General features: G+C 72.9%; 21 protein-coding genes. 13 read left to right on the plus strand and 8 right to left on the minus strand.

Going from position 1 to position 22,835, the window contains the following annotated elements; translation table 11 throughout:
• Positions 1-18 precede the first annotated feature (18 nt).
• The 4 genes from ACPU2J_RS26165 to ACPU2J_RS26180 form a co-directional block, all read right to left on the minus strand.
• Positions 19-666, minus strand: a complete 648-nt coding sequence (locus ACPU2J_RS26165) for a GNAT family N-acetyltransferase (RefSeq protein ID WP_420079308.1) — start codon at positions 664-666, stop codon at positions 19-21.
• Positions 659-1,276 (minus strand): hypothetical protein, encoded by a 618-nt coding sequence (locus ACPU2J_RS26170; protein ID WP_420079307.1) that lies wholly within the window; start codon positions 1,274-1,276, stop codon positions 659-661. Before ACPU2J_RS26170 ends, ACPU2J_RS26165 begins: the two co-directional genes overlap by 8 nt.
• Positions 1,266-1,889 carry a TetR/AcrR family transcriptional regulator gene (locus ACPU2J_RS26175; protein WP_420079306.1) on the minus strand — a complete coding sequence of 208 codons (624 nt, stop codon included), beginning with the start codon at positions 1,887-1,889 and terminating at the stop codon, positions 1,266-1,268. The genes ACPU2J_RS26170 and ACPU2J_RS26175 overlap by 11 nt, the downstream gene beginning before the upstream one ends.
• Before the next feature lie 64 nt (positions 1,890-1,953).
• Positions 1,954-3,333 carry an aminopeptidase P family protein gene (locus ACPU2J_RS26180; RefSeq protein WP_423834127.1) on the minus strand — a complete coding sequence of 460 codons (1,380 nt, stop codon included), beginning with the start codon at positions 3,331-3,333 and terminating at the stop codon, positions 1,954-1,956.
• Positions 3,334-3,450: 117 nt separating this feature from the next.
• Between ACPU2J_RS26180 and ACPU2J_RS26185 the strand changes: the two genes are divergently transcribed.
• The 10 genes from ACPU2J_RS26185 (at position 3,451) to ACPU2J_RS26230 (ending at position 14,924) form a co-directional block, all read left to right on the plus strand.
• Positions 3,451-5,895 carry a collagenase gene (locus ACPU2J_RS26185; RefSeq protein WP_423834129.1) on the plus strand — a complete coding sequence of 815 codons (2,445 nt, stop codon included), beginning with the start codon at positions 3,451-3,453 and terminating at the stop codon, positions 5,893-5,895.
• A gap of 81 nt (positions 5,896-5,976) precedes the next feature.
• Positions 5,977-7,194 carry an NAD(P)/FAD-dependent oxidoreductase gene (locus tag ACPU2J_RS26190; protein WP_423834130.1) on the plus strand — a complete coding sequence of 406 codons (1,218 nt, stop codon included), beginning with the start codon at positions 5,977-5,979 and terminating at the stop codon, positions 7,192-7,194.
• Positions 7,195-7,318: 124 nt separating this feature from the next.
• A complete protein-coding gene (locus ACPU2J_RS26195; RefSeq protein ID WP_389074378.1) occupies positions 7,319-7,633 on the plus strand; it encodes a (2Fe-2S)-binding protein in 315 nt (104 codons plus the stop codon).
• Entirely contained in the window at positions 7,614-9,116 is a 1,503-nt protein-coding gene (locus tag ACPU2J_RS26200) for an NAD(P)/FAD-dependent oxidoreductase (protein ID WP_423834131.1), read from the plus strand. The genes ACPU2J_RS26195 and ACPU2J_RS26200 overlap by 20 nt, the downstream gene beginning before the upstream one ends.
• Before the next feature lie 75 nt (positions 9,117-9,191).
• Entirely contained in the window at positions 9,192-10,106 is a 915-nt protein-coding gene (locus tag ACPU2J_RS26205; protein WP_423834132.1) for a dihydrodipicolinate synthase family protein, read from the plus strand.
• 20 nt (positions 10,107-10,126) lie between these two features.
• Positions 10,127-11,131: a proline racemase family protein gene (locus ACPU2J_RS26210; RefSeq protein ID WP_361589038.1), complete on the plus strand. Its 1,005-nt coding sequence runs from the start codon at positions 10,127-10,129 to the stop codon at positions 11,129-11,131.
• The gene (locus ACPU2J_RS26215) at positions 11,128-12,147 is read left to right on the plus strand and encodes a proline racemase family protein (protein ID WP_423834133.1); all 1,020 of its coding nucleotides are present in this window, start codon (positions 11,128-11,130) and stop codon (positions 12,145-12,147) included. The genes ACPU2J_RS26210 and ACPU2J_RS26215 overlap by 4 nt, the downstream gene beginning before the upstream one ends.
• Before the next feature lie 35 nt (positions 12,148-12,182).
• Positions 12,183-13,088: an ornithine cyclodeaminase family protein gene (locus tag ACPU2J_RS26220; protein ID WP_399314357.1), complete on the plus strand. Its 906-nt coding sequence runs from the start codon at positions 12,183-12,185 to the stop codon at positions 13,086-13,088.
• A gap of 71 nt (positions 13,089-13,159) precedes the next feature.
• Positions 13,160-13,870, plus strand: a complete 711-nt coding sequence (locus ACPU2J_RS26225; protein ID WP_420079298.1) for a GntR family transcriptional regulator — start codon at positions 13,160-13,162, stop codon at positions 13,868-13,870.
• A gap of 196 nt (positions 13,871-14,066) precedes the next feature.
• A complete protein-coding gene (locus tag ACPU2J_RS26230) occupies positions 14,067-14,924 on the plus strand; it encodes a hypothetical protein (RefSeq protein WP_423835010.1) in 858 nt (285 codons plus the stop codon).
• On the opposite strand, the gene ACPU2J_RS26235 is transcribed toward ACPU2J_RS26230, so the two are convergent.
• From ACPU2J_RS26235 to ACPU2J_RS26245, 3 genes are all read right to left on the minus strand, one after another.
• Positions 14,915-15,670: an aldo/keto reductase gene (locus ACPU2J_RS26235; RefSeq protein WP_423834134.1), complete on the minus strand. Its 756-nt coding sequence runs from the start codon at positions 15,668-15,670 to the stop codon at positions 14,915-14,917. The two genes, ACPU2J_RS26230 and ACPU2J_RS26235, sit on opposite strands and share 10 nt — an antisense overlap.
• Positions 15,671-15,690: 20 nt before the next feature.
• Positions 15,691-16,902, minus strand: a complete 1,212-nt coding sequence (locus ACPU2J_RS26240; protein WP_423834135.1) for a JmjC domain-containing protein — start codon at positions 16,900-16,902, stop codon at positions 15,691-15,693.
• An 81-nt stretch (positions 16,903-16,983) separates the two neighbouring features.
• Positions 16,984-17,139 (minus strand): hypothetical protein, encoded by a 156-nt coding sequence (locus tag ACPU2J_RS26245; RefSeq protein ID WP_401164273.1) that lies wholly within the window; start codon positions 17,137-17,139, stop codon positions 16,984-16,986.
• Between the two features lie 741 nt (positions 17,140-17,880).
• Here ACPU2J_RS26245 and ACPU2J_RS26250 point away from each other — a divergent pair.
• Entirely contained in the window at positions 17,881-19,239 is a 1,359-nt protein-coding gene (locus ACPU2J_RS26250; RefSeq protein WP_423834136.1) for a helix-turn-helix domain-containing protein, read from the plus strand.
• Here the strand turns inward: ACPU2J_RS26250 and ACPU2J_RS26255 are convergent.
• Complete coding sequence (locus tag ACPU2J_RS26255) at positions 19,209-19,742, minus strand: NUDIX hydrolase (RefSeq protein WP_365494321.1); 534 nt, start codon at positions 19,740-19,742, stop codon at positions 19,209-19,211. The genes ACPU2J_RS26250 and ACPU2J_RS26255 overlap by 31 nt on opposite strands.
• A gap of 226 nt (positions 19,743-19,968) precedes the next feature.
• Between ACPU2J_RS26255 and ACPU2J_RS26260 the strand changes: the two genes are divergently transcribed.
• Together ACPU2J_RS26260 and ACPU2J_RS26265 are read left to right on the plus strand one after the other, a co-directional pair.
• The gene (locus ACPU2J_RS26260) at positions 19,969-20,928 is read left to right on the plus strand and encodes an arylamine N-acetyltransferase family protein (protein WP_423834137.1); all 960 of its coding nucleotides are present in this window, start codon (positions 19,969-19,971) and stop codon (positions 20,926-20,928) included.
• Positions 20,929-21,081: 153 nt separating this feature from the next.
• The gene (locus ACPU2J_RS26265) at positions 21,082-22,824 is read left to right on the plus strand and encodes an ABC transporter substrate-binding protein (RefSeq protein ID WP_420079293.1); all 1,743 of its coding nucleotides are present in this window, start codon (positions 21,082-21,084) and stop codon (positions 22,822-22,824) included.
• Positions 22,825-22,835 lie beyond the last annotated feature (11 nt).

Raw genomic sequence — 22,835 nt, forward strand, 5'->3', positions numbered from 1 at the left:
GCCGCCCCGCGGGCGGTTTCAGCGGCGCACCGTGCCGGGCGGGCCCCCTTCCGTGTGGCGCGGTGGCCGGGCCATCGCGGTGACGGTCAGCGGCCCGAGCGCGATCTCGTGCTGCGTGGCGAAGCCGAACCGGCGGTACAGGGGGACGTTCGACGGGTCGGCCGTGGTCAGGTGGACGCCCGCGCCGTCGGGTACGGCCGCCAGGACGTGGTCCAGGAGGGTGCGGCCCGCCCCGCGCCCGGTGAGGTCCGGGCGGACCCCGACGAACTCGAGGGTCCAGGCCCCTTCGGGCGCCCGGCCCTCGGCGGCGTCCAGGTAGCGCAGGGTGCGGGCGAGGGCGAGCGGCCCGCAGCGCAGCAGGGTACGGGCGGCCCAGCGGGCCCGGGCGCCGGCCCCGGGGACCGCGCCCGGCGGGGTGAGGACGGCGGCCGCCAGCGGCCGGCCGTCCGCGTCCACGAGCGCGGTCCGGCGGGCCCCGGCCAGGGAGGCGTGGGTGCGCAGGGTCGCCCGGAACCAGTGCGCGCGGGCGGCGGCGGAGGTCCCGCAGATCCAGGAGACGGCCGGCTCCGCCGCGAAGGCGGAGGCCAGCAGGTCCGCGCAGGCGTCGGAGGTGGGCGCGGTGTCGATCCGCCGGGGAGCCGCCGTGGCGGCCGGGTCCTCAGGCATTCCGGCTCCGTTCCAGGGGCGCCTCGGGCACGAGGTGGCAGACGAGCAGCTTGAGGAAGAACAGCGGCGCGAACCAGGCGAGCGCCGCCGGCACCGGCAGCCAGAACAGGTTGACCAGGACGGCCGCCATCAGCACGGCCATCGACACCGGCCGCCGCAGGTGCACGGGGGCGAACTCCACGGCCGCCGCCCCGCCCAGGAGCAGGACGGCGTTGCCCGCCGTCCAGGCGAGGTCGCCGGACAGGACGTACAGGCCCACGGCGGCCAGGTGGAGCAGGTGGGCGGAGACGAACACCAGCCGGGCGCGCCGGGCCCCGCGGTCGGCCCGGTGGTACCAGCGCTTCGCCGCGTTGGTGGCGTTGGTCAGGACCCCGCCGATCAGGTCGAGACCGGCCAGGGCCACCACCACGAGCTGTCCCGCGGTCCACTCGCGCGCCGCGCCGGAGTCCCACAGGCCGGCGGCCAGCAGCAGGGCGCAGCCGATCAGGCCCACGGTCTCCACCGCGGATTCGGAGCGGGTCTTGCCCGGCCCCATGAACCGTTCCAGGCGTCCGGCGAGGCCCGGCGGGGTGGCCGGTATCTCCCAGGAGATCCGCAGGTCAGTGCGCACGACCCGGCTCCCGTCCGCCCCACAGGCCGGTCAGGAGGCTCCACAGCTGCGCCTCGGGCGGGGGTGCGGGAGCGGGCTCCGGCGGGTCGGCGGGGTCCGCGGCCGTCATCCGGGCCAGGGCCCAGCCGTCGGCGGCCCGGATGACGGCCGCGGTCGCCGCCACCATCAGCTCGTGGTCGAGGTCGCCGCGGACCAGCCCGAGCCGGCGGCCGTCCGTGACGAGCGCGCCGAACCAGTCGAGCCACGGGCCGCCGTGGGCGCGTCCGATGGCGGCGTCGGCGAGGGCGAGGTCCTCGGGGTGGCCGGCCAGATGGGCGGCGAGGGCGGCGGAGCCGGCGGTGAACCGGGCCGCGAAGTCGTCGGCGTCGCGGGCCGGCTCCCAGGGGCCGAGGGCGGTGAGCAGCCGGCCGAGGACCCCGTCGAGGACGGCGGTGAGCAGGTCCTCCCGGCCGTCGAAGTAGTGGTAGGCGGCGGTCTTGGAGACCCCGGCGGCTTCGATGATCTTGTTGTAGGAGGCGCCTTCGGAGCCGTGCTCGGCGAAGTGCCGGCGCGCGACCCCGAGGATGTGCTCCCGGCGTTCCGCGGGCAGCCGGTCGAATCGGGGAAGAGGCATGACCCGATAATACGCACCACTGGGGTGTACCGCTAGCACACCCCAGTGGTGCGCGTATCGCTTTTCAGCCCCGGCCGCCCTCCAGCAGGCGCCCCATCCACTCCTCGATGCCGGCGACCGTACGGGGCAGGGCGCCCGACATCAGCCGGGCGCCGTCCGCTGTGATCACCAGGTCGTCCTCGATGCGGACCCCGATGCCCCGCAGCTCCGCGGGGAGGGTCTCGTCGTCGGGCTGGAGGTAGAGCCCGGGCTCCACCGTCAGCACCTGGCCCTCCTCCAGCACGCCGTCCAGGTAGGTCTCCGCCCGCGCCTTCGCGCAGTCGTGCACGTCGAGGCCCAGCATGTGGCCGCTGCTGCACAGGGTGTAGCGCCGGTGCAGGTCCCCGTCGGCGTGCTTCAGGACGCCCCAGTCGGCGAGGCCCTCGGCGATCACCCGCATTCCGGCCCGGTGGAAGTCCCCGAAGCTCGCGCCCGGCCGTAGCGCGGCGATGCCCGCCTCCTGGGCGGCCAGGACCAGTTCGTACACCTGCCGCTGGACGGGGGAGAAGCGGCCGGACAGCGGGAGGGTGCGGGTGATGTCCGCCGTGTAGAGGGTGTCGGTCTCCACCCCGGCGTCCAGCAGCAGGAGTTCGTCCCCGTCCAGCGCGCCGTCGTTGCGGATCCAGTGCAGGGTGCACGCGTGGGCGCCCGAGGCGGCGATCGTCTCGTAGCCGGTGCCGTTGCCCTCGGCGCGGGCGCGCAGGCCGAAGACCCCCTCGATCCAGCGTTCGCCGCGCGGGTGTGCGAGGGCGCGCGGAAGGGCCCGTACGACGTCCTCGAAGCCCGCGGCCGTGTGGTCCACGGCCTGTTGCAGCTGCTCGACCTCCCACGCGTCCTTGACCAGGCGCAGTTCCGAGAGGGCCGCGGCGAGTTCGGCGTCCCGGGAGGCGTCGCGGCCGGGCGCCGGGCCGAGGGTGTCCAGGTGTGCGCAGCGGATGCCGGTGAGGCGTTCGGCCTCGGCCAGGTCGGGCCGGCGGCCCACCCAGAACTCCCCGTACCGGCGGTCGCGGTAGAACTCCCCGCCGCCTCCGGTGCGCGGTGAGCGCGGGCGCAGGTACAGCACCGCCTCGTGGCCGTGCGGGCCGGACGGCTCCATGACCAGGACGTGGCCCGCCTGGTCCTCGCCGGTCAGTCCGGTCAGCCACGCGTACGCGCTGTGCGGGCGGAAGCGGTGGTCGCAGTCGTTGGAGCGGACCGTGAGCACGCCGGCCGGGACGACCAGTCGTTCTCCCGGGAAGCGGGCCGAGAGCCGGGCCCGGCGGGCGGGGGTCAGGGCGTGGCCGGGGACGCGTGCGGTGTCGGGCAGGGGGGTGGTGGCCCAGCCGTCCGCCATGAACCGGGACAACTCCTCTGACACCGGGCGGTCATGGCTGCCCGTGTTGAGGCGGGTGGGGGAGTCGGTCACGCGGGCTCCTTCGGGGACGTCGCGAACTGGTGTGCGCAAGGGGGTTGTCAGTGCAATTTCACATTACTATGTTACAGCTCACACCGCGGCACGTTAATCCCCGTCAAACGCCGCGTGATGCAGGGCAGTTCACGCACCACCCCCCACCACACCCTCCCCACACAGGAGTTCTCGGTGCTCAAGCACAGAGCTGTGCGCTCTTCCCTTCTCGCCTCCGCCGTGGCGGTGACCCTCCTCGCCACCGCGGCGCAGGGCACGACGCAGGCCGCGGAGCCGGCCGTACCGGCCGCGCTCGCCGGTGCCCGGGAGGCCTCCCCGGCCGCGGCCCACGGCCCCACGGGGAACCCGTTCGACGAAGTGGACCGCTACGCCGACGCCCGTGACACCGCGCCGGCGCCCGCGCCCGCCCCCGGCGGCCAGGCCATCGCCGGACAGGTCCCCGGCGCGGCCACCCCCGCCACCGCGCCCGCCCAGGAGCTGGAGAAGCGCGGCCGGACGGCGAAGGGGGTTCCCACCGCCCGGAGCGTCGCCGGGGGCGTCCCCTGCACCCTCGACGGGATCACCGGCCTCACGCCCGAGCAGTTCGCCGACTTCCTCGCCGACCAGGCGGTGCTGGCCGACGGCTGCCTGCGCGGACTGATCTGGACCTGGGACGCCCGCCTCGCCCCGGTCATGTCGGACGCGCACGTCCAGGCCGTCTCGCGCCGGATATCCGGCCTGGCCGCCGCCCACGACGGCCGCAACTCCTCACACCTGGAGGAGATGTTCACCTACCTGCACGCGGTCGCCTACCACGACTACTCGCGCACCGAGATAGACGTCACCGACGCCCCGACCGTCGACGCCATGCGCCGGGCCATCGCCGACTTCGGCGCCGCCGCCCGCACCTTCGACGTGACCCCGAGCAACGCCCGTACCCTGCGCGAGGCCCTCTACGCCGGCAGCGCCCCGGGCCTGCGCCAGCACCAGCTCGGCCTGATCACCAAGGTCCTCGCCACCATGGACCCGGCCCACCCGGCCACCCACCACGACTCCGCCTGGGCGGGCGCGGCCCTGGCCGGCCTGTCCGTCAGCTACCTCGGCGTCTACCCCGGCAACCAGGACGCGGGCTTCCACGCCGCCGTGGCCGCCGACCCCTCCTACCGCGCCACCTTCAAGGCTTTCGCCGGGTACACCCACCTCAAGGACACCGCCAACGCCTGGGTGGTGCGCGACGCCCTCAGCGAGTACGCGCGCTTCGGTCAGGTGGAGGGCCTGCGCGGCCAGGTCGTCGCCGACCTCGGCGGCATGCTGGAGCCCGTCAAGGCCGCCTTCGGCGCCGGGAGCGAGCCGTGGGCCAAGGTCGTCTCCTGGCTCAACTTCTACGAGGCCTGCAAGCCGTACGGGGTGTGCAAGGAGGACATCGAGAAGCAGCTCTTCCCCTACACCTACACCTACGACAACGGCGCCATCAGGGTCCGCACCGGCCTGGACCGCGCCACCGTCGACCAGCTGTACTACGCCAGCAAGCAGGTCAAGGCCCAGTACCACCGCGTCCTCGGCACCGATCAGCCGCTCGCCGGGGACCCCAACTCCACCCTGAACATCGTCCTCTACGGATCCCGCGCCGACTACGTCAACTACCACCCGATCCTGACGGGTTACGACACCAACAACGGCGGCATCTACATCGAGAACGGCGCCACCTTCTACACCTACCAGCGCCGCGTCCCCCAGGACTCCTCCCTCACCCTCGAGGAGCTCTTCCGCCACGAGTACACGCACTACCTGAACGGCCGCTTCGCCGTCCCCGGCTTCTTCGGCCAGGGGCCCTGGTACGAGGGCGACCGCACGACCGCCATGGACGAGGGCACGGCCGAGTTCTTCGACGGCGCCACCCGCGACGACGGCATAGCCGTCCGCAAGTCCCTCGTGAAGAGCATCATCGCCGACACGGCGGGCGGCGGCCCGCGGATGAGCGTCGAGCAGCTGCTGAACGCCACCTACGAGGGCGACGGCTTCCGCTTCTACAGCTACGCCGGCACCTTCTTCGAGTTCCTGTGGACCGAGAAGCCCTCGCTGCTGCGCGAGATGTACACCCACCTGCGCAACAACGACGTGGCGGCGTACGACGCCTGGCGCCACCGGCTGGGCGCGGACACCTACCTCCAGCGCGACTACGACCGCTTCCTGGACGCGCAGATCGCCAAGGTGGACCGGCTGTTCGTGCCGAACACCTCCTTCACCCCCAACGAGCAGCTGCGCGACTCGGCGCTCGCCTCGGTGAAGTCCTCGTTCGCCGCGGCCACCTACAACACCCCGGACTGCGTGGAGAACGGCGACCCCGGCAAGCGCCGCTTCACCTGTACGGGCCGGATCACCGCGAACCTGAAGAACTGGCGCAGCGACGACCAGAACTTCAAGGACATGTCGGAGACGGTGGACTACTTCATCCTGGAGCGGGCGGGCGCCGCCTCCAACAACCTCGCCGACATGAACTGCTCCTTCGGGCCGCCGGAGATCTGGAGCAACAAGAAGGCGGCGACGTCGGACTACAGCTGCGAGGGACCGCTGCGCAGCTGACGGACTCCGGACCGGTCCCGCGCCTGAGGAGGGTGCGGGACCGGTCTGGGCAGCCACTAGAGAATGTGACATATTACTGCCGTGCTCAAGAGACACTCCCTGGACGCCGTCGTCATCGGCGCCGGCGTCGTCGGGGCGGCCGTCGCGTACTACGCGGCCCGCGCCGGACTCTCCGTGGCGGTCGTCGACCGCGGGCCCGTCGCGGGCGGCACGACCGGCGCTGGCGAGGGCAACCTCCTCGTCTCCGACAAGGAGGCCGGCCCCGAGCTGGACCTCGCGCTGCTCTCCACCCGGCTCTGGACGGAACTGGCCGCGGTGCTCCCGCCCGCGATCGAGTACGAGGCCAAGGGGGGCCTCGTCGTGGCCCCCGACGAAGCGACCGTGAAGGCGCTGCGGAGCTTCGCCGAGGGACAGCGCGCGGCGGGCGTCGAAGCCGCCGAGGTCCCGGCGCACGCCCTGCACGACCTGGAGCCGCACCTGGCCCCCGGCCTCGCGGGAGGCTTCCACTACCCGCAGGACGCCCAGGTGCAGCCCGCGCAGGCCGCGGCCCGGCTGCTGGCCGCCTCCGGCGCCGAGCTGTACCCGGGGGAGGAGGTGACGGAGGTCCTGCGGGACGGGAACGCCGTACGCGGTGTCCGCACCCCCCGCCGGGACCTGCTCGCCCCGGCCGTGGTGAACGCGGCCGGCACCTGGGGCGGGCACGTCGCCGAGCTGGCCGGGGTCTCCCTGCCCGTCCTGCCGCGCAGGGGCTTCGTCCTGGTGACGGAGCCGCTGCCGCGGGTGGTCCGGCACAAGGTCTACGCCGCCGACTACATCGCGGACGTGGCCAGCGGCTCCGCGGCCCTGCAGTCCTCGGCCGTGGTCGAGGGCACCCCGTCGGGTCCGGTCCTGATCGGCGCCACCCGGGAGCGGGTCGGTTTCGACCGGACCCTGTCGACGGAGGCGCTGCGCCGGCTGGCGGCCCAGGCCGCCGCGCTCTTCCCCGTCCTGGCCGACGTCCGGGTGATGCGCGCCTACCACGGCTTCCGCCCCTACCTGCCCGACCACCTCCCGGCGATCGGCCCGGACCCGCGCCGGCCCGGGCTGCTGCACGCGTGCGGCCACGAGGGCGCGGGCATCGGCCTGGCCCCGGCCACCGGCCTGCTGATCGCCGCGGCCCTGACGGGGGCCGAACCGCCCCTCCCTGTAAGGCCGTTCCGCCCCGAGCGGTTCGAGAGCGCCGGGAACGGCGGCCACGGCGGCCACGGCGGCCGCGGTCCCGACGGCGACGGCTGCGGCGCCGAGGGCGGGCCGCGGTGAGGCCCGGCACCCCGGACGGCGCTCCGGACGCCGCCGCGCCCCGCCCCCCGCGGGCCGCGGGCCGGCCCGCCACCGCACGCACCACCCGTCCGCGGCCCGCCGCGACCGTCCCGAGGAGGACCGCCTGATGCGCACCCCCCGCTCGCTGGTGGGCGGCAGCCCCCGGTCCCGCTTCACGATCGACTTCGACGGCCGGGAACTGCCCGCGCAGGAAGGCCAGAGCGTCGCCGCCGTCCTCTGGGGCGCGGGTGTCCTCGCCTGGCGCACCACCCGGGACGGCGGCGCGCCGCGCGGGGCCTTCTGCGGGATCGGCAGCTGCCACGACTGCCTCGTCACCGTCAACGGCCACCCGAACCAGCGCGCCTGCCTCGTCCCCGCCCGGCCGGGCGACGCCGTCACCACCCAGGAGGGAACCGGCCGTGCCGACCTCGCCGTCTGACCCCGCCGACCCGCCCCGCGCCGCGCAGCCGGCCTCCGGCCCGTCCACCTCCACCTCCCCCTCCGCGGAGCCGGTCGACCTGGCGGTCGTCGGGGCCGGGCCGGCCGGGCTGGCCGCGGCCGTGGCCGGCGCCGCGCTCGGCCTCACCGTCACCGTCCTGGACGCGGGCGAGCGGCCCGGCGGGCAGTTCTACCGCCGGCCCGCGCCCGGACTGGGCGCGGCCCGCCCCGAGGCCCTGCACCACGACTGGGCCGCGTTCGCGACCCGCGAAGCGGCCCTGCGCGCGCACGAGTCGGCCGGGCGGATCACCTGTCTCCCGCTCCACCACGTGTGGACGGTGACACCGTCGGAGGGCGCCTGGACCCTGCACGCCGTGGCCGGCCACGCCCCCGAGGAGCGGGCCGCCGCCGTCACGGCGCGCGCCGTGCTCATCGCCACCGGCGCCTACGAGCGCCAACTGCCCTTCCCCGGCTGGACCCTGCCCGGAGTGGTCGGGGCCGGCGGGGCGCAGGCCATGCTCAAGGGGGGACTGGTGCTGCCGGGGCGGCGCGTGGTCGTCGCCGGAAGCGGTCCGCTGCTGCTCGCGGTGGCCGGGTCCCTCGCCGCCGCCGGAGCCACCGTGCCCGCCGTGGTGGAGGCCGCCGCCTACACCGCGTACGCGGGGCGGGCGGCGACCCTGCTGCGCAACCCCGGCAAGCTCCTCGAAGCCGCCACCTACGGTGGCGCCCTGGCCCGTCACCACGTCCGGCTGCTGACCCGGCACGCCGTCACGGAGGCCCACGGCACCGGCCGGATCGAGGCCGTCACGGTGGCCCGCCTCGACCGCGACTGGCGCCCGCTGCCCGGCACCGCCCGCCGGATCCCCTGCGACGCGCTCGCCGTGGGCCACGGGCTGGTGCCGCAGCTCGAACTGGCCACCGGCCTCGGCTGCGCCACCCGGCCCGGCCCGGACGGCACCACCGCCCTCGTCCTCGACGCCGAACAGCGCACCTCCGTCCCCGGCATCTGGTCCGCGGGGGAGACCGGCGGCATCGGCGGGGCCCGGCTGGCCCTGACCGAGGGCGAGCTGGCCGCGCACTCCGTCGCGGCGGCGCTCCGCCCGCCGCGGCCGGCCCCGGGCGGCGGGGCCCGCGTCGCTCGCCTCGTCCGCCGCCGCGCCCGGCTGCGCGCCTTCGCCGACGCGATGGCCGCCGCCCACCGCCCGGGGGAGGGGTGGACCGGCTGGCTCCGGGACGACGCCGTCGTGTGCCGCTGCGAGGAGGTCCCGGCCGGGCCGATCCGCGAGGCGGTCGGAGACCTCGGGGCGCGGGACGCGCGTACGGTCAAGCTGCTCACCCGGGCCGGCATGGGCTGGTGCCAGGGCCGCATGTGCGGGCCCGCCGTCGCCGCCCTGGCCGGGCAGGAGCCCGCGGCGGACCGCCGTCCCCTGTCCTGTCCGGTCCCGCTGCGCCATCTCGCCGAACTTCCGCCAGCGGACCGCTGATCGGGGTGCCCCGGCCCTTGTGGCCGTCCCGCACCCCCTAGTAAAATGTCACACATCACACTAGGGAGCTCTCACATGACCCACGCGCACACCCCCGCGCCCCGCACCCGCCCCTGGCACGGAATCATGGTCGCCACCGCGCTCCCGCTGCGCGAGGACCACGGCGTCGACTACGACGCCTACGCCGAGCACGTGGCCTGGCTGATCGCCAACGGCTGCGACGGCGTGGTCCCCAACGGCTCCCTCGGGGAGTACCAGACCCTCACCGACGAGGAGCGGGCGCGCGTGGTCCGCACGGCCGTCGAGGCGGCCGGCGACGGCGCGCGCGTCATGCCCGGCGTCGCCGCCTACGGCAGCGCCGAGGCCCGCCGCTGGGCCGACCAGGCCGCGGAGGCGGGCGCCGGATCGGTCCTCCTGCTGCCGCCCAACGCCTTCCGGGCCGACGAGGACGCCGTACGCGCCCACTACGCCGAGGTGGCCCGTGCCGGGCTGCCCGTCGTCGCGTACAACAACCCCGTCGACACCAAGGTGGACCTCACGCCGGCCCTCCTCGCCAAGCTGTACGCGGACGGATCCGTCGTCGCCGTCAAGGAGTTCAGCGGGGACGTGCGCCGCGCCTACGAGATCGCCGAACTCGCCCCGGGCCTCGACCTGCTCATCGGCGCCGACGACGTCCTCCTCGAACTCGCCCTGGCCGGGGCCGTCGGCTGGATCGCCGGCTATCCCAACGCCCTGCCGCGTTCGTGCGCCACCCTCTACCGGGCCGCCGTGGCCGGCGACCTCGACACCGCCCTGCCGCTGTACAAGTCCCTGCACTCCCTGCTGCGCTGGGACTCCAGGACCGAGTTCGTCCAGGCCATCAAGCTCTCCATGGACCTGGCGGGCCGCCCCGGGGGCGCCACCCGCCCGCCGCGCTTCCCGCTCACCGGGGAGACCGAGGCCGCCGTCCGCGCCGCCACCGAGAAGGCCCTGGCCGAGGGGCTCAACTAACCAGCCGGAGAGGACGACCGATGCGCACGCGCCACGTCTACCACGCGGTGGACTCGCACACCGAGGGCATGCCGACCCGGGTGGTCACCGGGGGAGTCGGGGTGATCCCCGGCGCCACCATGGCCGAGAAGCGGCTCCACTTCATCGAGCACATGGACCACGTACGGACCCTGCTGATGTACGAGCCGCGCGGGCACTCCGCGATGAGCGGCGCCGTCCTGCAGCCCCCGACCCGCCCCGACGCCGACTACGGCGTGCTCTACATCGAGGTGTCGGGCCTGCTGCCCATGTGCGGGCACGGCACCATCGGCGTGGCCACCGTCCTGGTCGAGACGGGCATGGTGCCCGTCGTCGAGCCGGTGACCACCGTCCGGCTGGACACCCCGGCCGGGCTGGTGAGCGTCGACGTACGGGTGGAGGACGGGGCGGCCACCGCCGTCACCCTCACCAACGTCCCGTCCTTCAGCGTCGGCCTGGACCTCAAGGCGGACGTCCCCGGCCTCGGCACGGTCACCTACGACCTCGCCTACGGCGGGAACTTCTACGCCTTCGTCGAGCTCGACTCCCTCGGCCTGCCCTTCGACCGGGCCCGCGGGGACGACCTGCTCGCCGCCGGACTCGCGGTCATGGACGCGATCAACGCCGGGCCGGACCGGCCCGTCCATCCCGAGGACCCCGCCATCGCCGGCGTGAAGCACGTCTACCTCGCGGCCCCGGGCTCCGACGCCCGGCGCTCCCGGCACGCCATGGCCATCCACCCGGGCTGGTTCGACCGCTCGCCCTGCGGTACGGGCACCAGCGCGCGGATGGCCCAGCTGCACGCCCGGGGGCTCCTCGGGCTCGGCGCCGACTTCGTCAACGAGTCCTTCATCGGGACGGAGTTCACCGGTCGGCTGGTCGGGCGGACCACCGTCGGCGGACTGCCCGCCGTGGTGCCGACCGTCACCGGCCGGGCCTGGATCACCGGCACCGCGCAGTACTTCCTCGACCCGTCCGACCCCTTCCCCGGAGGCTTCCTCCTGTGATCACCGTCCGAACGGTGGACTACCACACCGCCGGGGAGCCCTTCCGGATCGCCGACACCGCCGGGGCGGGCATGCCGCCCGCCCCGGGGGACACCGTTGCCGAGCGCTGTGCCACCGCCATCGGCCCCGGCGGCTCGGGGACCGCCCCGCGCCGGGGCGCGCTGGACGACGTACGGCGGCTGCTCGTGCAGGAGCCGCGCGGACACGCGGGGATGTACGGCGGGTTCGTGGTGCCGCCCGACGACGACGGGGCCCACTTCGGGGTGCTGTTCTGGCACAAGGACGGCTGGTCCACGGCCTGCGGCCACGGCACCATGGCCCTCGGCGCCTGGGCCGTCGACACCGGCCGGGTCGCCGCCCCGGACGACGGGGACGTCCCGGTGCGGATCGACGTACCGTCCGGGCGGGTCACCGCCACCGTGCACCGGGCGGGCGGCCGCACCACCGGCGTCACCTTCCGCAACGTCCCCGCCCGGGTGAGCGCCCGCAAGGTGCCGGTCGCCACCTCGCTCGGGCTGGCCGAGGCCGACCTCGCGTACGCCGGGGCCTGTTACGCCTCGGTCCGCGCGGGCGACCTCGGCCTGGACGTCTCCCGCGCGGCCCTGCCCGCGCTGGTCCGGGCCGGGCAGGAGGTCCGGGCCGCCCTCGCGGCGCACCCCGCCACCTGGCACCCCGGCGGCCCGCTGCTCTCCGGCGTGTACGGGGTGATCCTCCACGAGGAGCTGCCCGACACTCCGTTCGGGCCGCACCAGCGCAACGTCACCGTCTTCGCCGACGGCCAGGTCGACCGCTCGCCCTGCGGCTCCGGCACCTCGGCGCGGCTCGTGCTGCTCGCCGAGGACGGGCGGCTCGGACCGGGCGAGGACCTGCTGCACGAGTCCGTCGCCGGCACCGTCTTCACCGGGCGGCTGCTGGAGGGCGGGGTCACCGAGGTCACCGGCAGCGCCCACCGCACCGGGGAGCACACCTTCGTCGTGGACCCGCACGACGCCCTGGGCGCCGGGTTCCTGCTGTGACGCGGACCCGGACCCCCCAGCTCGGTGCCGACGCCATGGCCGCGCTGCTCCCCCCGGCCGCCGCGGCCGACGCCCTGGCCGCGGCCCTGCGCGACGGCCTGGACCCGGAGGCCTGTCCGCCGCGCTCCGCGGTCCCCGTCCCCGGCGGGGAACTCCTGCTGATGCCGGCGGCGTCGGGCCGGTACGCCGGGGTGAAGATCGCCGGGGTCGCGCCGGGGAACGCGGCCCGCGGACTGCCCCGCATCACCGGCTCCTACCTGCTGCTGGACGGTCCGACCCTGCGTCCGCTCGCCCTGCTGGACGGCGCCGCCCTCACCGCCCTGCGCACCCCGGCGGTCTCGGCCCTGGCCCTGCGCCATCTGGCCCCGAGGGGGCGGCCGTTGCGGATGGTCCTCTTCGGATCCGGCCCGCAGGCCCACGGGCACCTCGCGGCGGTCCTCGCGGTGCGGGAACTGGCCGAGGTGGTGGTGGTCGGCCGCAGGGCCGCGGCGGCCGAGGACCTCGTGGCCCGGGCGCGCGCACTCGGCGTGCCCGCCCGGCCGGGCGGCCCCGGGGACGTGGCCGCGGCGGACCTGGTGCTCTGCTGCACCTCGTCCCGCGAGCCGCTCTTCGACGGCCGGCTGGTGCGGGAGGGCGCCGTCGTGGTCGCCGTCGGTTCCCACGAGCCGACGGCCCGGGAGACCGACACCGCCCTCGTGCGACGCGCGGCGGTGTACGTGGAGTCACGGGCGGCGGCGCTGCGGGAGGCCGGCGACCTGCTCGTCCCGGAGGCGGAGGGGGCCATCGGGCCGGGCCACATCACCGGCACGCTCGCGGACCTGGTCGCCGGACGTCAGCCGGGGGGAGGGGAGCGGAGTTGTCCACAGCTCTTCAAGAGCGTGGGCATGGCCTGGGAAGATCTTGCCGTGGCGGTCGCGGTGTACGAGGCCGCCGCAGTGTGAGCAGCGCAACGTGACATTGTACGCTGGTGCTCTGCTCGTCGGCAGGTGGAGAGGGCCTCGGAGGAAACACAATGGGTGACCTGAAGCAGCACAGTCTCATCAAGGCCCAGGAACGCCTCCGCGACCAGGTCGGCCACGCCCTCCGGGCCGCGCTGATAGCGGGTGAGCTGCGCCCCGGGAGCGTCTACTCCGCCCCCGGCCTCGCGGCCGAACTCGGCGTCTCCGCCACCCCCGTGCGCGAGGCCATGCTCGACCTCGCGCGCGAGGGCCTGGTGGAGCCGGTCCGCAACAAGGGCTTCCGCATCACCGAGGTCAGCGAACGCGACCTCGACCAGTACACCGAGCTGCGCACGATGATCGAGGTGCCGACCATCGGCCGGATCACGAAGACGGCCACCGCCGCCCAGCTGGAGGAACTGCGCCCCATCGCGGAGGAGATCGTCACCAGCGCCCGCGAGCACAACCTCATCGGCTACCTGGAGGCGGACCGCCGCTTCCACCTCACGCTGCTCGCCCTCGCGGGCAACGAGCGGCTGGTGGAGACCGTCGGCGATCTGCGCAAGCGCTCCCGGCTGTACGGGCTGACCGGCCTGGACGAGGCGGGCAAGCTGGTCTCCTCCGCGGAGGAGCACCTGGAGCTGCTGGACCTGATGATCAGCGGGGACGCGGAGGCCGCCGAGGCCTGCATGCTGCGCCACCTCGGCCATGTCCGCTCCCTCTGGGCCCAGGGCCGCGACGAACCCGTCGGCCGCCCCACGGGAGGCCTGGGCGCGGTCCGCTAGGCCGGTCGCGGCGCGAGTCACCGTGGGTGCAGATCGTGCACCCACTGCACCAGGTCGGGCAACGCGCTGATCAGAAGGGGTGTCCCGACCAGAGGCGCCCCTTCGTCATATGTTCATGTCGACGTGCCTGTGCACCGGTTTGGACCCCGGGGTGGCCTCATCCTGCTACGGTCATCCGTTCGCCGAGGAGGTCGTGATGCACGGATCCCTGCCCGCTGCTGCCCAGGTGGATTTGCGCGCTCAGCCAGTGGACGACGTACTGGAACGCGTGGAGGAGGCCCTTCACGTGCGACTGGATCGGCAGACGCTCGTACGCAAACGCCGTTCTGTGGGGGGCCGTACGGAGCGGGGTACGTGGGTGCGTATCGAGCGGCGGGGCTTCGAGCGGATCGGCCCGCAGGGCTGGAACGGCACCGAGGCCGCCGCCGTTCTGCAAGGTGTCGCCATGCCTGAGTGGTACCGGGGCCTGGCGTGGCGCGAGCCGGGCGAGCCGGTCATGTGGCGCGCGGATGAGCTGGAGCTGATCGCATCGCCGTCTGTCGGCAAAGGCGCCTTGGTGCTCGAAGACCCGTGCCTGCCGGACGACTGGTGGGCGGCCTTGAAGGCTTCTCTGGATGCTCTTGCCTCGCAGCAGACACCGCGGATCGCGACGCCCGACACGGTGACGATCACCCAGGAGGAGGTGACCCGGACCCTGGGGGCGGTCTTCCCCGGAGTGGCCGATACGCGGATCGACAAGTGGACACCGGCTCATGCAGATCTGACCTGGGCCAACGTGATGGCGCCGGAGTTCTCACTCATCGATTGGGAGGACTGGGGCATGGCGCCCCGGGGTCTGGACGCCGCAACGCTGTGGGGAAACGCGCTTGCCGTCCCGGTGCTCGCCGACCGAGTCCACCATGAGCGGCGGGCGGACCTGGAGAGCCGAGACGGCAAGCTGATGTCGCTGTTCTTCCTGTCGAAGATCGTCGGACCCTACGCGTACGAGGAGGACCCGCTGCTGGCGCCGGCCCGGAAGGAGGCCGAGCGCCTGGTGGCCGAGCTTCAACTCTGACGGAGCCCATGGAGGGCGTGCAGATACTGACTCACGGTGGCGATGTCCACCTCCGCGGCCATGGCCTGGACCAACTGGGCCAGGTGCCCGGGGTCGTCGGTGCCGACTGCCATCGCGGCCGCGACGGGCAGATGGAATGCGGTCCGGAACGCCGCCTGCACACGGGACAAGTCGTGGGGCGGCCGGAGAAACGGACGAGGGTCGAAGCCCTCCCACACCTTCCCGTGGCCGCCCCCGAACGGGCTCATGCCCCAGGTCTCTTCCGCCTGCCAGGCGGTGCGCAGGGCATTGGTGGCGTCGAGGAGATCGATGCCCACGAGGAAGCCCGCCCGGACCATGAGCACGTCCGGAGACGGAAGGCCCTTCACGCGGACCATGCCGAGCGACTGCGTATCCCAGGAGGCCACACCCCAGGTGCGGCAGAGACCGTCGCGGGCGGCGTCGGCCAGGACGGTGCAGGCCTTGCCGAGAAGGCCGTGGCCGTCGTCAGGAGACAGGCCCGCAAGGCTCCGTTCGGGGTTGTGGAGGAGAACGGTGTCAGGTTCCCTGCCAACTTCCCGAGCCGCCCGCTCTACTCCCAGTCGCAGTCGGACCGGGTCAAGGGAGTGCTCAGTACCTGCGGTGGTCGGGAAGAAGCCCACCTTCGTGGAGAGCGTGAACTTCGGCAGCAGATCGGCGGCCGACTCGGCCAGTGCCAGGTGCGAGCGAAAACCGAGGTACGGAGCTGCGGTGTCCAGGGCTGTCACGCCGAGGTCGAGTGCGGCCGTCAGAAGGTCGCGGTGGTGACGAGACCGGTGTAGGCCGAGGACAAGGCGGGGGTCAGCTCCGTGCACAGTTCCTCCTTCAGCAGGATCTCGGCGAGCTGATCCACATCCACACCGGTCTTCTCGGCGGCATCCGCGATCTCGACGGGGTGGCCGCTCAGCAGCAGGACCAGGGCGGGGTACGCGTTGCCGGAGAACGTGAGCCTCTTGCCCGCGGCGAGCACGTCCACTGTGTCGTGGTGCTGCTCGATCACGGGCTCGAAGTCGGTGACGCACACGACGGCCGTGGATTTGCCGAACAGGCCCGTCGCCGGGACGTGCCGGGCGGCCGGCCGCTCCCGCTCGCGGGCATCGAAGAAGTTTTGCGGAGTCAGCCTCGTGGCCAGCTCGGTGGCGGCTTCGGTCAGGAGCCGCTGCTGTCCCTCCCACTGGCCGGGGGAGTGCCAACGAGCGAGGTCGTACCGGAACAGCTCCTGCGTACGAGCCTGGTCGGCGAGCCAGGCCAGCCAGTTCACGCCGACCCGCTTCACGATGCCGAAGGTGGCGTGGAGGCTGTAGCCGTTGCCCTGGTCGTCGCGGGTGGCCTGGTGCCAGAAGCCGCGCGGGATGTGCATCACCTCGCCGCGCTCCATGACGCCCTGCCACACGATGTCCTCGCTGGGCTCTGCGTTCGGTGCGGAGTCGCGGTATATCGGAACCCTGCGCGAGGTACCGCGGACCTCCCAGCTCTTGCAGCCGGCGAGCTGGACGATGACGGTGTCGTGATCGTCCCAGTGGAGCCTGAAGCCGCCGGCGTCCTGGGTGGTCAGGTAGGCGTTCACCTGAACCAGTTCGCGGGCCCACCACTGGAGCGCGCGACACGTGACTTCCATGGCCGGGTCGAAGAAGTCGACCTCGTCCAGCACCATGGTGCAACCCTCACGCATCAGCCCGCCGACGCGGCGCATGTCGGCCATGGGGATGGCCTGGCCCCGCCGGGTGACGGAGGGCTGGATGTAGCGGCCGGGGTGCAGTTCGGAGCCTTCCTGGAAGATGCGGAACTGGGGGGTGGTGACACTGCGGCGCATCACCAGGTCCAGTAGCTTCCTGGGGTTGAGCAGGCGATCGAGCAGCTCGAGGTCCTCGATCGTTCCCCGGGCGAAGCCGGCTCCGAGTTCACCGGGCCCGTCCCAGCCGAGGGCCCTTTCCAGCGCGTTGACGAAGTGGTGGTCCACGTGTTCCTCCGGTCGGAGTCCTGGCGTGAGGGCTCGGGGGCCCGTCGTGTACGGCGGGCCCCCGGTTGGTGCTGTGGGGTGCTACTCCTGCGGGAGGTTCAGGCCGTCGCGGTTCTCGCCGTCGTCGCCCGCGGAGGTACCGGTGGCGTCGGACTCGGCCGCCGCGGCAGTGAAGCGGTCCTGGACCCTGATCAGGCTCTCGATGCCGATCAGCAGGTCTTCCTTCTGAGCTGACATGTGTGTCTCCATTTTCTGGAAGTCCAGGGCCGACGGGTGCCGGCCCAGCCCCGATGGGGCGTGCCTCACCCGCACGGTTCGTTCCGGGCCGGTGAGGAGACGGGGGTGGTGTGAGTCCACGAGTCGAGCGAGCGCGGGATTCCCGCCGGGAGCCGGTTGCCGGTCAGCGGCCGGGATCACCGGCGATGGCCAGGGCGACCACCAGGACGGTGACGGCAGCGGCGTAGAGGGGCACGGCGAGCTGCCGGCCCCAGCCCCACGGAGCTCGACCGTGTTCCGGGAATCCCGCTTCAAGGGAGCCACCGTCGGAAGGCGGTCACCACGCCGATCAGGGCGTGATGGATGCCGGGCGAAGGGTGCGGGCCGACGAGGGCGCACCGCCACAGCGCGGGCACTCGCACGGGGGGTAGTAACCGGGGTTGGAGAGAATGTCGAACGGATCGCCTTCCAGAACCCGCGCGCTCCGCACCCACGTCCGGCCCGAATCCCAGGAAACCCGGAGGGTCATCAAGACGCGGGGTGCGTCACCCAGGTCCTGGGCCGCTCCGAGAGCCGTTCGCGCCGAGTCGGGAGTGCCACCGTGTGCTTCCAAGGCGGTCGCCCTCTGTCGCTTCGTCATGTGAAGAAGGATCGTCAGAGGGCGGCATGGCCAGAAAGGTCCAGCGGATTACCCGACTTGGGTAACATTACGGTCGGTTGACACCTTGAAGCGATCCGTAGTCTTCCTCCGGAGCGTGCCCGATGCCCGCGTCACGTCGCGTGAAGGAAGTCCCGGCGAATCTGCTCACCGAGCCCGAGATGATCGAGGCGTGCCGTCTTCGAGACTTCGCGAGGGTCTTTCGGCTGCTGAAGACGCGGGCGGGTATCTACCCGTCGATGATTGCGCGGCAGTGCGAGCTGACGCCGAGCCGGGTGGGAGAGGTGATCGCGGGACAGCGGCAGCTCGTTCACATGGACGTGATCGAGCGGATCGCCGATGGGTTGCGCATCCCGGGGCACATGCTGGGGCTGGCCCGTCGTACGTGGGAGACGCCGGCGGTCCTGGCCGTGGCCCAGCGGGAGGGGCCGGAGCTCGATCACCTCCCCATCGAGCCGAAGCCCCTCAGCGCCTTACCGGGCGTGGAGGTGGACAGCATCCTGGCCTTGGCCGCCGGGACCAACCCGAGCCCCTCCACACTGCGCGCCCTGCGTTCTTCCATCGAGGACTACTGGCGTCGCGACGACGAGCACGGGGGCGAGACGCTCCGGCCTGCTGTCGTCGGCCAGCTGCGATACGTCGAGGGGCTGCTGAAGGATCAGCGGCCGACACCGATACAGCACGGCCTGTACGGCATCGCGGCCGAGCTGGCGAGGCTGACCGGGTGGACGTACTTCGACGCCCGGCAGTACCACCAGGCCCGTGCGTACTTCACGGAGGCCCTGCAACTGGCCCGGGAGATCGACGACCACCCCTTCATGGCCAACGTGTTGGCGTGCATGAGCCTGCAAGCGACCTACCAGGACAAGCCGGTGGACGCTCTTGCCCTCGCGTCCGCTGCCCAGGACCAGGCCCGAGCGGCCATCGGCACGACGCCGAGAGTCCTGGCCATGCTGGCCATGCGTGAGGCTTTCGCCCACGCGACCTTGGGCGACCGGACAGCGACCCACGCTGCGATCTCCGAGGCGCACAGCCAGTACGGGCGGATCAAGGCGGGCGACCCGGACCCGGCATGGGTGGCGTACTTCGACGAGCCGAAGCTCATCGTGGACACGGGCATCGCGCACGGCCGTCTCGACGAGGCATCGATTGCCGAACCGTTGATCGCGGACGCGCTGGAGCGGGAGGATCCCGCCAACCAGCGAGGTAGGGCGTTCCATGCTTTCTGGTTGGCCCGTACGCAGCTCCGGAGGGGCAAACTCGACCAGGCGTGCCATACGGCGATCGAGGCACTGGTGCCCGCCGCGGCAGTGTCGTCCGAGCGGCTGACCGGGCACCTGCGCGAGTTCTACGAGCAGCTTGCGCCGTATCGCGAGGTGCCGGCCGCGGTTGCCTTCGAGGCATGCCTACGAGCGATCTTTCCGCCGAGAGGTCAGCGAACCCCTTCGTCCATCAGGACGTAGAGCAGGCCGACCAGGGAGCCGCTGCTGACGATCTCACGGCGGTCGATCATGCCCCGGATGTTCGCCAGGGGAATCCACTCGATCCGGTCCGACTCGTTCTTCTCGGTCGGCGGCCCGTCGTACGTGGCGCCGTCGGCGCGGAACAGGTGGTGCTGGGAGTCGGTGATGCCGTTCGCAGGTTCGGCGTAGATCAGCGGCTTCATCGGGCCGGGACGCCAGCCGGTCTCTTCGAGGACCTCACGCGCGGCAGCTTCGCCGGGGGTCTCCTCCGCCTCCACCAGGCCCATGGGCAGCTCCCAGGCCCACGCGTCCGTGATGAATCGGTGGCGCCACATCATCAGAACCTCTTGGCGGTCGTTGATCACAGCGGCCACGGCCAGGTGGCGGAGCTTGACGACGTGGTGCTCCCAGCGGTGACCGTCCGGCGTCTCGATATCGGTGAGCCACAGGTTCACCCATGGGTTCTCATAGATCGGACGTTCCCCGTGGATCTTCCACTGCATCGCTGCGGCCCCTCTCGATCGGCCTCCAGCATCGCAGAGTCACCACGGGGAGTCTCCGAGTTCCGGAAATTCACGTCAGAGTGACGAAATGGGTTGGCCGGCCACCGAGCTGCCTGAGGAAGCCTGCGGTACCCCGAGCTCGACACGGACGTGCAGCCCGACTCCGTGTGCGGGGGCTCGCATGTCAGCTTGACCTCAAGGGAGGTCGAGGTAGCAGGCTGGGGCCATGAACATCCCGCCCGCGCCCGACCCCCGCCCCACCGGGCCCGACCCGACGGGCCATCGTCCCGACCGGTGGTCCGGCGGGTTGCTCGACCTCGACGCCTATCTGGCCCGGATCGGGTACGACGGCCCCCGCGAGCCGACCCTCGCCGTTCTGCGCGACCTCCAGCGCGCCCACACCACCGGCATCCCCTTCGAGAACGTCCACGCCGTCCTCGGCCGGAACCTGCCGCTCGACCTGCCCTCCGTCGAGGCCCGACTGGTCCGCGGTCGCCGCGGCGGCTACTGCTTCGAGCACGTCCTCCTCTTCGCCGCCGCCGCCGAACGCCTCGGGTTCCACGTCACCGGCATGATCGGCCGGGTCAGCCTCGGGGCGTCCAAGGTCCTGCCGGCCACCCACGGCCTGCTCGCCGTGACCGCCCGCGACGACGGCCGCGAGTGGCTGTGCGACGTCGGCTTCGGGGCCGGTCCGCTCGGGCCGGTCGAACTGGCCGACGGCGCCCGCGCCGCGTACGACGGCTGGCTGCACCGGCTGGAACGGCGCCCCGGCGCCCACGACATCGACCAGTGGTGGCTGTACCAGACCGCCCCCGGCCCGTCCGGGCCGGACGACGCCCCCGGGCCGGGCGGGGCGGGCGGGCGGGGCCGGTCCCGCTGGCTCGACCGGCACACCTTCACCCTCACCGCCCAGTACCCGATCGACTACGTGGTCGGCAGCCATTTCGTGGGCACCCACGCCCGCTCCCCGTTCGTCCGCCGGCTCCTCGTGCAGCGCATGACACCGGCCGCCCACCGCAGCCTGGACGACCTCACGCTGGTCACCACCCTCCCCGACGGGGCGAGCACCACCGAGGAGATCGCGCCGGAGGCCCTCGACGGCGTCCTGCGCGAGGTGTTCGGGATCGCCCTCACCCGGGAGGAACTCCGTGGGATCGCCGCCCGCCGGTCGGCCGCGACGGCGTAGGGCGGGCTCGCGGTCCCCAACGGGGCCCAGCGGCACGGGGTTTGGACACGGCTGGGTAACGGCGTTCCCCACCCCTTGTCCGTGCAATTTCACATTACTATGTTACCGGTCACATCGTAGAGCCGCTGAGCGTGCCCTTCCCTGGAGTGACCCATGACCACGCGCACCCAACTCGCCCTCGCCACCGCCCTGGTGGCCGCACTCGCACTCGGCGCCTCGGGCTGCTCCGGCACCAAGAAGGGCTCGACCGGCGCCGGCGCCGAGAACCCCGCCGCCGCCAACGACGGCAAGGTCCTCGGCGGCACCCCGGTCAAGGGCGGCACCCTCACCGTCCTGTCCAACCAGGACTTCGCCCACCTCGACCCCGCCCGCAACTGGGTCATGCCGACCATGGACTTCGGCACCCGCCTGCTCTACCGCACGCTCGTCACCTTCAAGGCCGAGCCCGGCAAGGCCGGCAGCGAGCTCGTCCCCGACCTCGCCACCGACCTCGGCACCCCCTCCGACGGCGGCCGCACCTGGACCTTCACCCTCAAGGAGGGCGTGAAGTACGAGGACGGCACCCCGGTGAAGGCCCAGGACATCAAGTACAACGTCGAGCGCTCCTTCGCCCCCGACCTGACGGGCGGCCCCGACTACGCCGCCCAGTACCTGGCCGGCACCGAGGGCTACAAGGGGCCCCTCCAGGGGCAGCACCTCGACTCCGTCAAGACCCCCGACGACCGCACCATCGTCTTCGAACTCAAGCGCCCCGTGGCCGAGTTCTCCGCCACCGCCACCCTCCCCACCTTCGCCCCGGTGCCGCAGTCCCAGGAGAAGGGCACCCAGTACGACGCCCGCCCGTTCTCCTCCGGCCCGTACAAGATCGAGTCGTACGACCGCGACAAGAAGCTCGTCCTGGTCCGCAACGAGCACTGGGACCCGGCGACCGACACCGTCCGCAAGGCCTACCCGGACCGCTTCGTCGTCGTCATGGGCCTCAAGGGCGGCCAGATCGACGACCGCATCATCGCCGGCGAGGGCGCCGACGCCTCCGCCGTCCAGTACGCCGACATGCGCCCCGAGAGCGCCCCCAAGGTGCTGCCCCGGCCCGAGGTGAAGTCCCGGCTGCTCGCCGAGTCCCAGGGCTGCACGGAGATGCTCCACCTCAACAACTCCCGCGCCCCCTTCGACGACCCCGAGGTCCGCCGGGCCCTGCAGTACGCCGTCGACAAGGAGGCCGTCGTCACCGCGGGCGGCGGGCCCGCCCTCAACGAGATCGCCACCGCCTACCTGCCCCCGGCCCTCTCCGGCGGCAAGCAGGCCGACACCCTGAAGATCCCGCCGGCCGGCGACCCGGCCAAGGCCAAGGAGATTCTCAAGGCCGCGGGCAAGGAGAACCTGAAGGTCTCCCTCGCCGTCTCCACCGGAGACAAGGGCAAGGCGGAGGCCGTCCAGCAGGGCCTGGCCCGCGTGGGCATCGAGGTGGTCATCGACACCGTCGACCCCGGCGCCTACTACGACGTCATCGGAGACCTGTCCACCACCCCCGACATGACGCTCACCGGCTGGTGCCCCGACTACCCCTCCGGCTCCACCTGGATCCCGTTCGTCTTCGACGGACGCACCATCAAGCCCAAGGGCAACCAGGGCAACTACAGCCAGTTCCGCGACGACGAGACCATGAAGCGGATCGACGAGATCAACGCGATGGCCGACGCCAAGCAGGCCAACCAGGCCTGGATCGACCTCGACGCGGCGCTGATGGCCAAGTCCCCCAACGTCCCGCTCCTGCTGGAGCGCAAGCCGCTCCTCGTCGGCACCAACATCGCCGGAGCCTTCGGCCACCCCGTGTGGACGGGCACCATCGACTACGCGACGGTCGGCCTCAAGGACCCCTCGAAGGGCCAGGGCTGAGGACGCACGGA

The organism is Streptomyces manipurensis, from assembly GCF_049570255.1.
GTDB lineage: Bacteria > Actinomycetota > Actinomycetes > Streptomycetales > Streptomycetaceae > Streptomyces > Streptomyces manipurensis.

Coding starts and splice junctions, on each gene's coding strand:
- ACPU2J_RS26260 (WP_423834137.1), top strand. CDS start 19,969: ATGAACATCCCGCCCGCGCCCGACCCCCGCCCCACCGGGCCCGACCCG.
- ACPU2J_RS26205 (WP_423834132.1), top strand. CDS start 9,192: ATGACCCACGCGCACACCCCCGCGCCCCGCACCCGCCCCTGGCACGGA.
- ACPU2J_RS26245 (WP_401164273.1), bottom strand. CDS start 17,139: ATGTCAGCTCAGAAGGAAGACCTGCTGATCGGCATCGAGAGCCTGATC.
- ACPU2J_RS26255 (WP_365494321.1), bottom strand. CDS start 19,742: ATGCAGTGGAAGATCCACGGGGAACGTCCGATCTATGAGAACCCATGG.
- ACPU2J_RS26175 (WP_420079306.1), bottom strand. CDS start 1,889: ATGCCTCTTCCCCGATTCGACCGGCTGCCCGCGGAACGCCGGGAGCAC.
- ACPU2J_RS26185 (WP_423834129.1), top strand. CDS start 3,451: ATGCAGGGCAGTTCACGCACCACCCCCCACCACACCCTCCCCACACAG.
- ACPU2J_RS26220 (WP_399314357.1), top strand. CDS start 12,183: ATGGCCGCGCTGCTCCCCCCGGCCGCCGCGGCCGACGCCCTGGCCGCG.
- ACPU2J_RS26230 (WP_423835010.1), top strand. CDS start 14,067: ATGCACGGATCCCTGCCCGCTGCTGCCCAGGTGGATTTGCGCGCTCAG.
- ACPU2J_RS26225 (WP_420079298.1), top strand. CDS start 13,160: ATGGGTGACCTGAAGCAGCACAGTCTCATCAAGGCCCAGGAACGCCTC.
- ACPU2J_RS26265 (WP_420079293.1), top strand. CDS start 21,082: ATGACCACGCGCACCCAACTCGCCCTCGCCACCGCCCTGGTGGCCGCA.
- ACPU2J_RS26165 (WP_420079308.1), bottom strand. CDS start 666: ATGCCTGAGGACCCGGCCGCCACGGCGGCTCCCCGGCGGATCGACACC.
- ACPU2J_RS26210 (WP_361589038.1), top strand. CDS start 10,127: ATGCGCACGCGCCACGTCTACCACGCGGTGGACTCGCACACCGAGGGC.
- ACPU2J_RS26250 (WP_423834136.1), top strand. CDS start 17,881: ATGCCCGCGTCACGTCGCGTGAAGGAAGTCCCGGCGAATCTGCTCACC.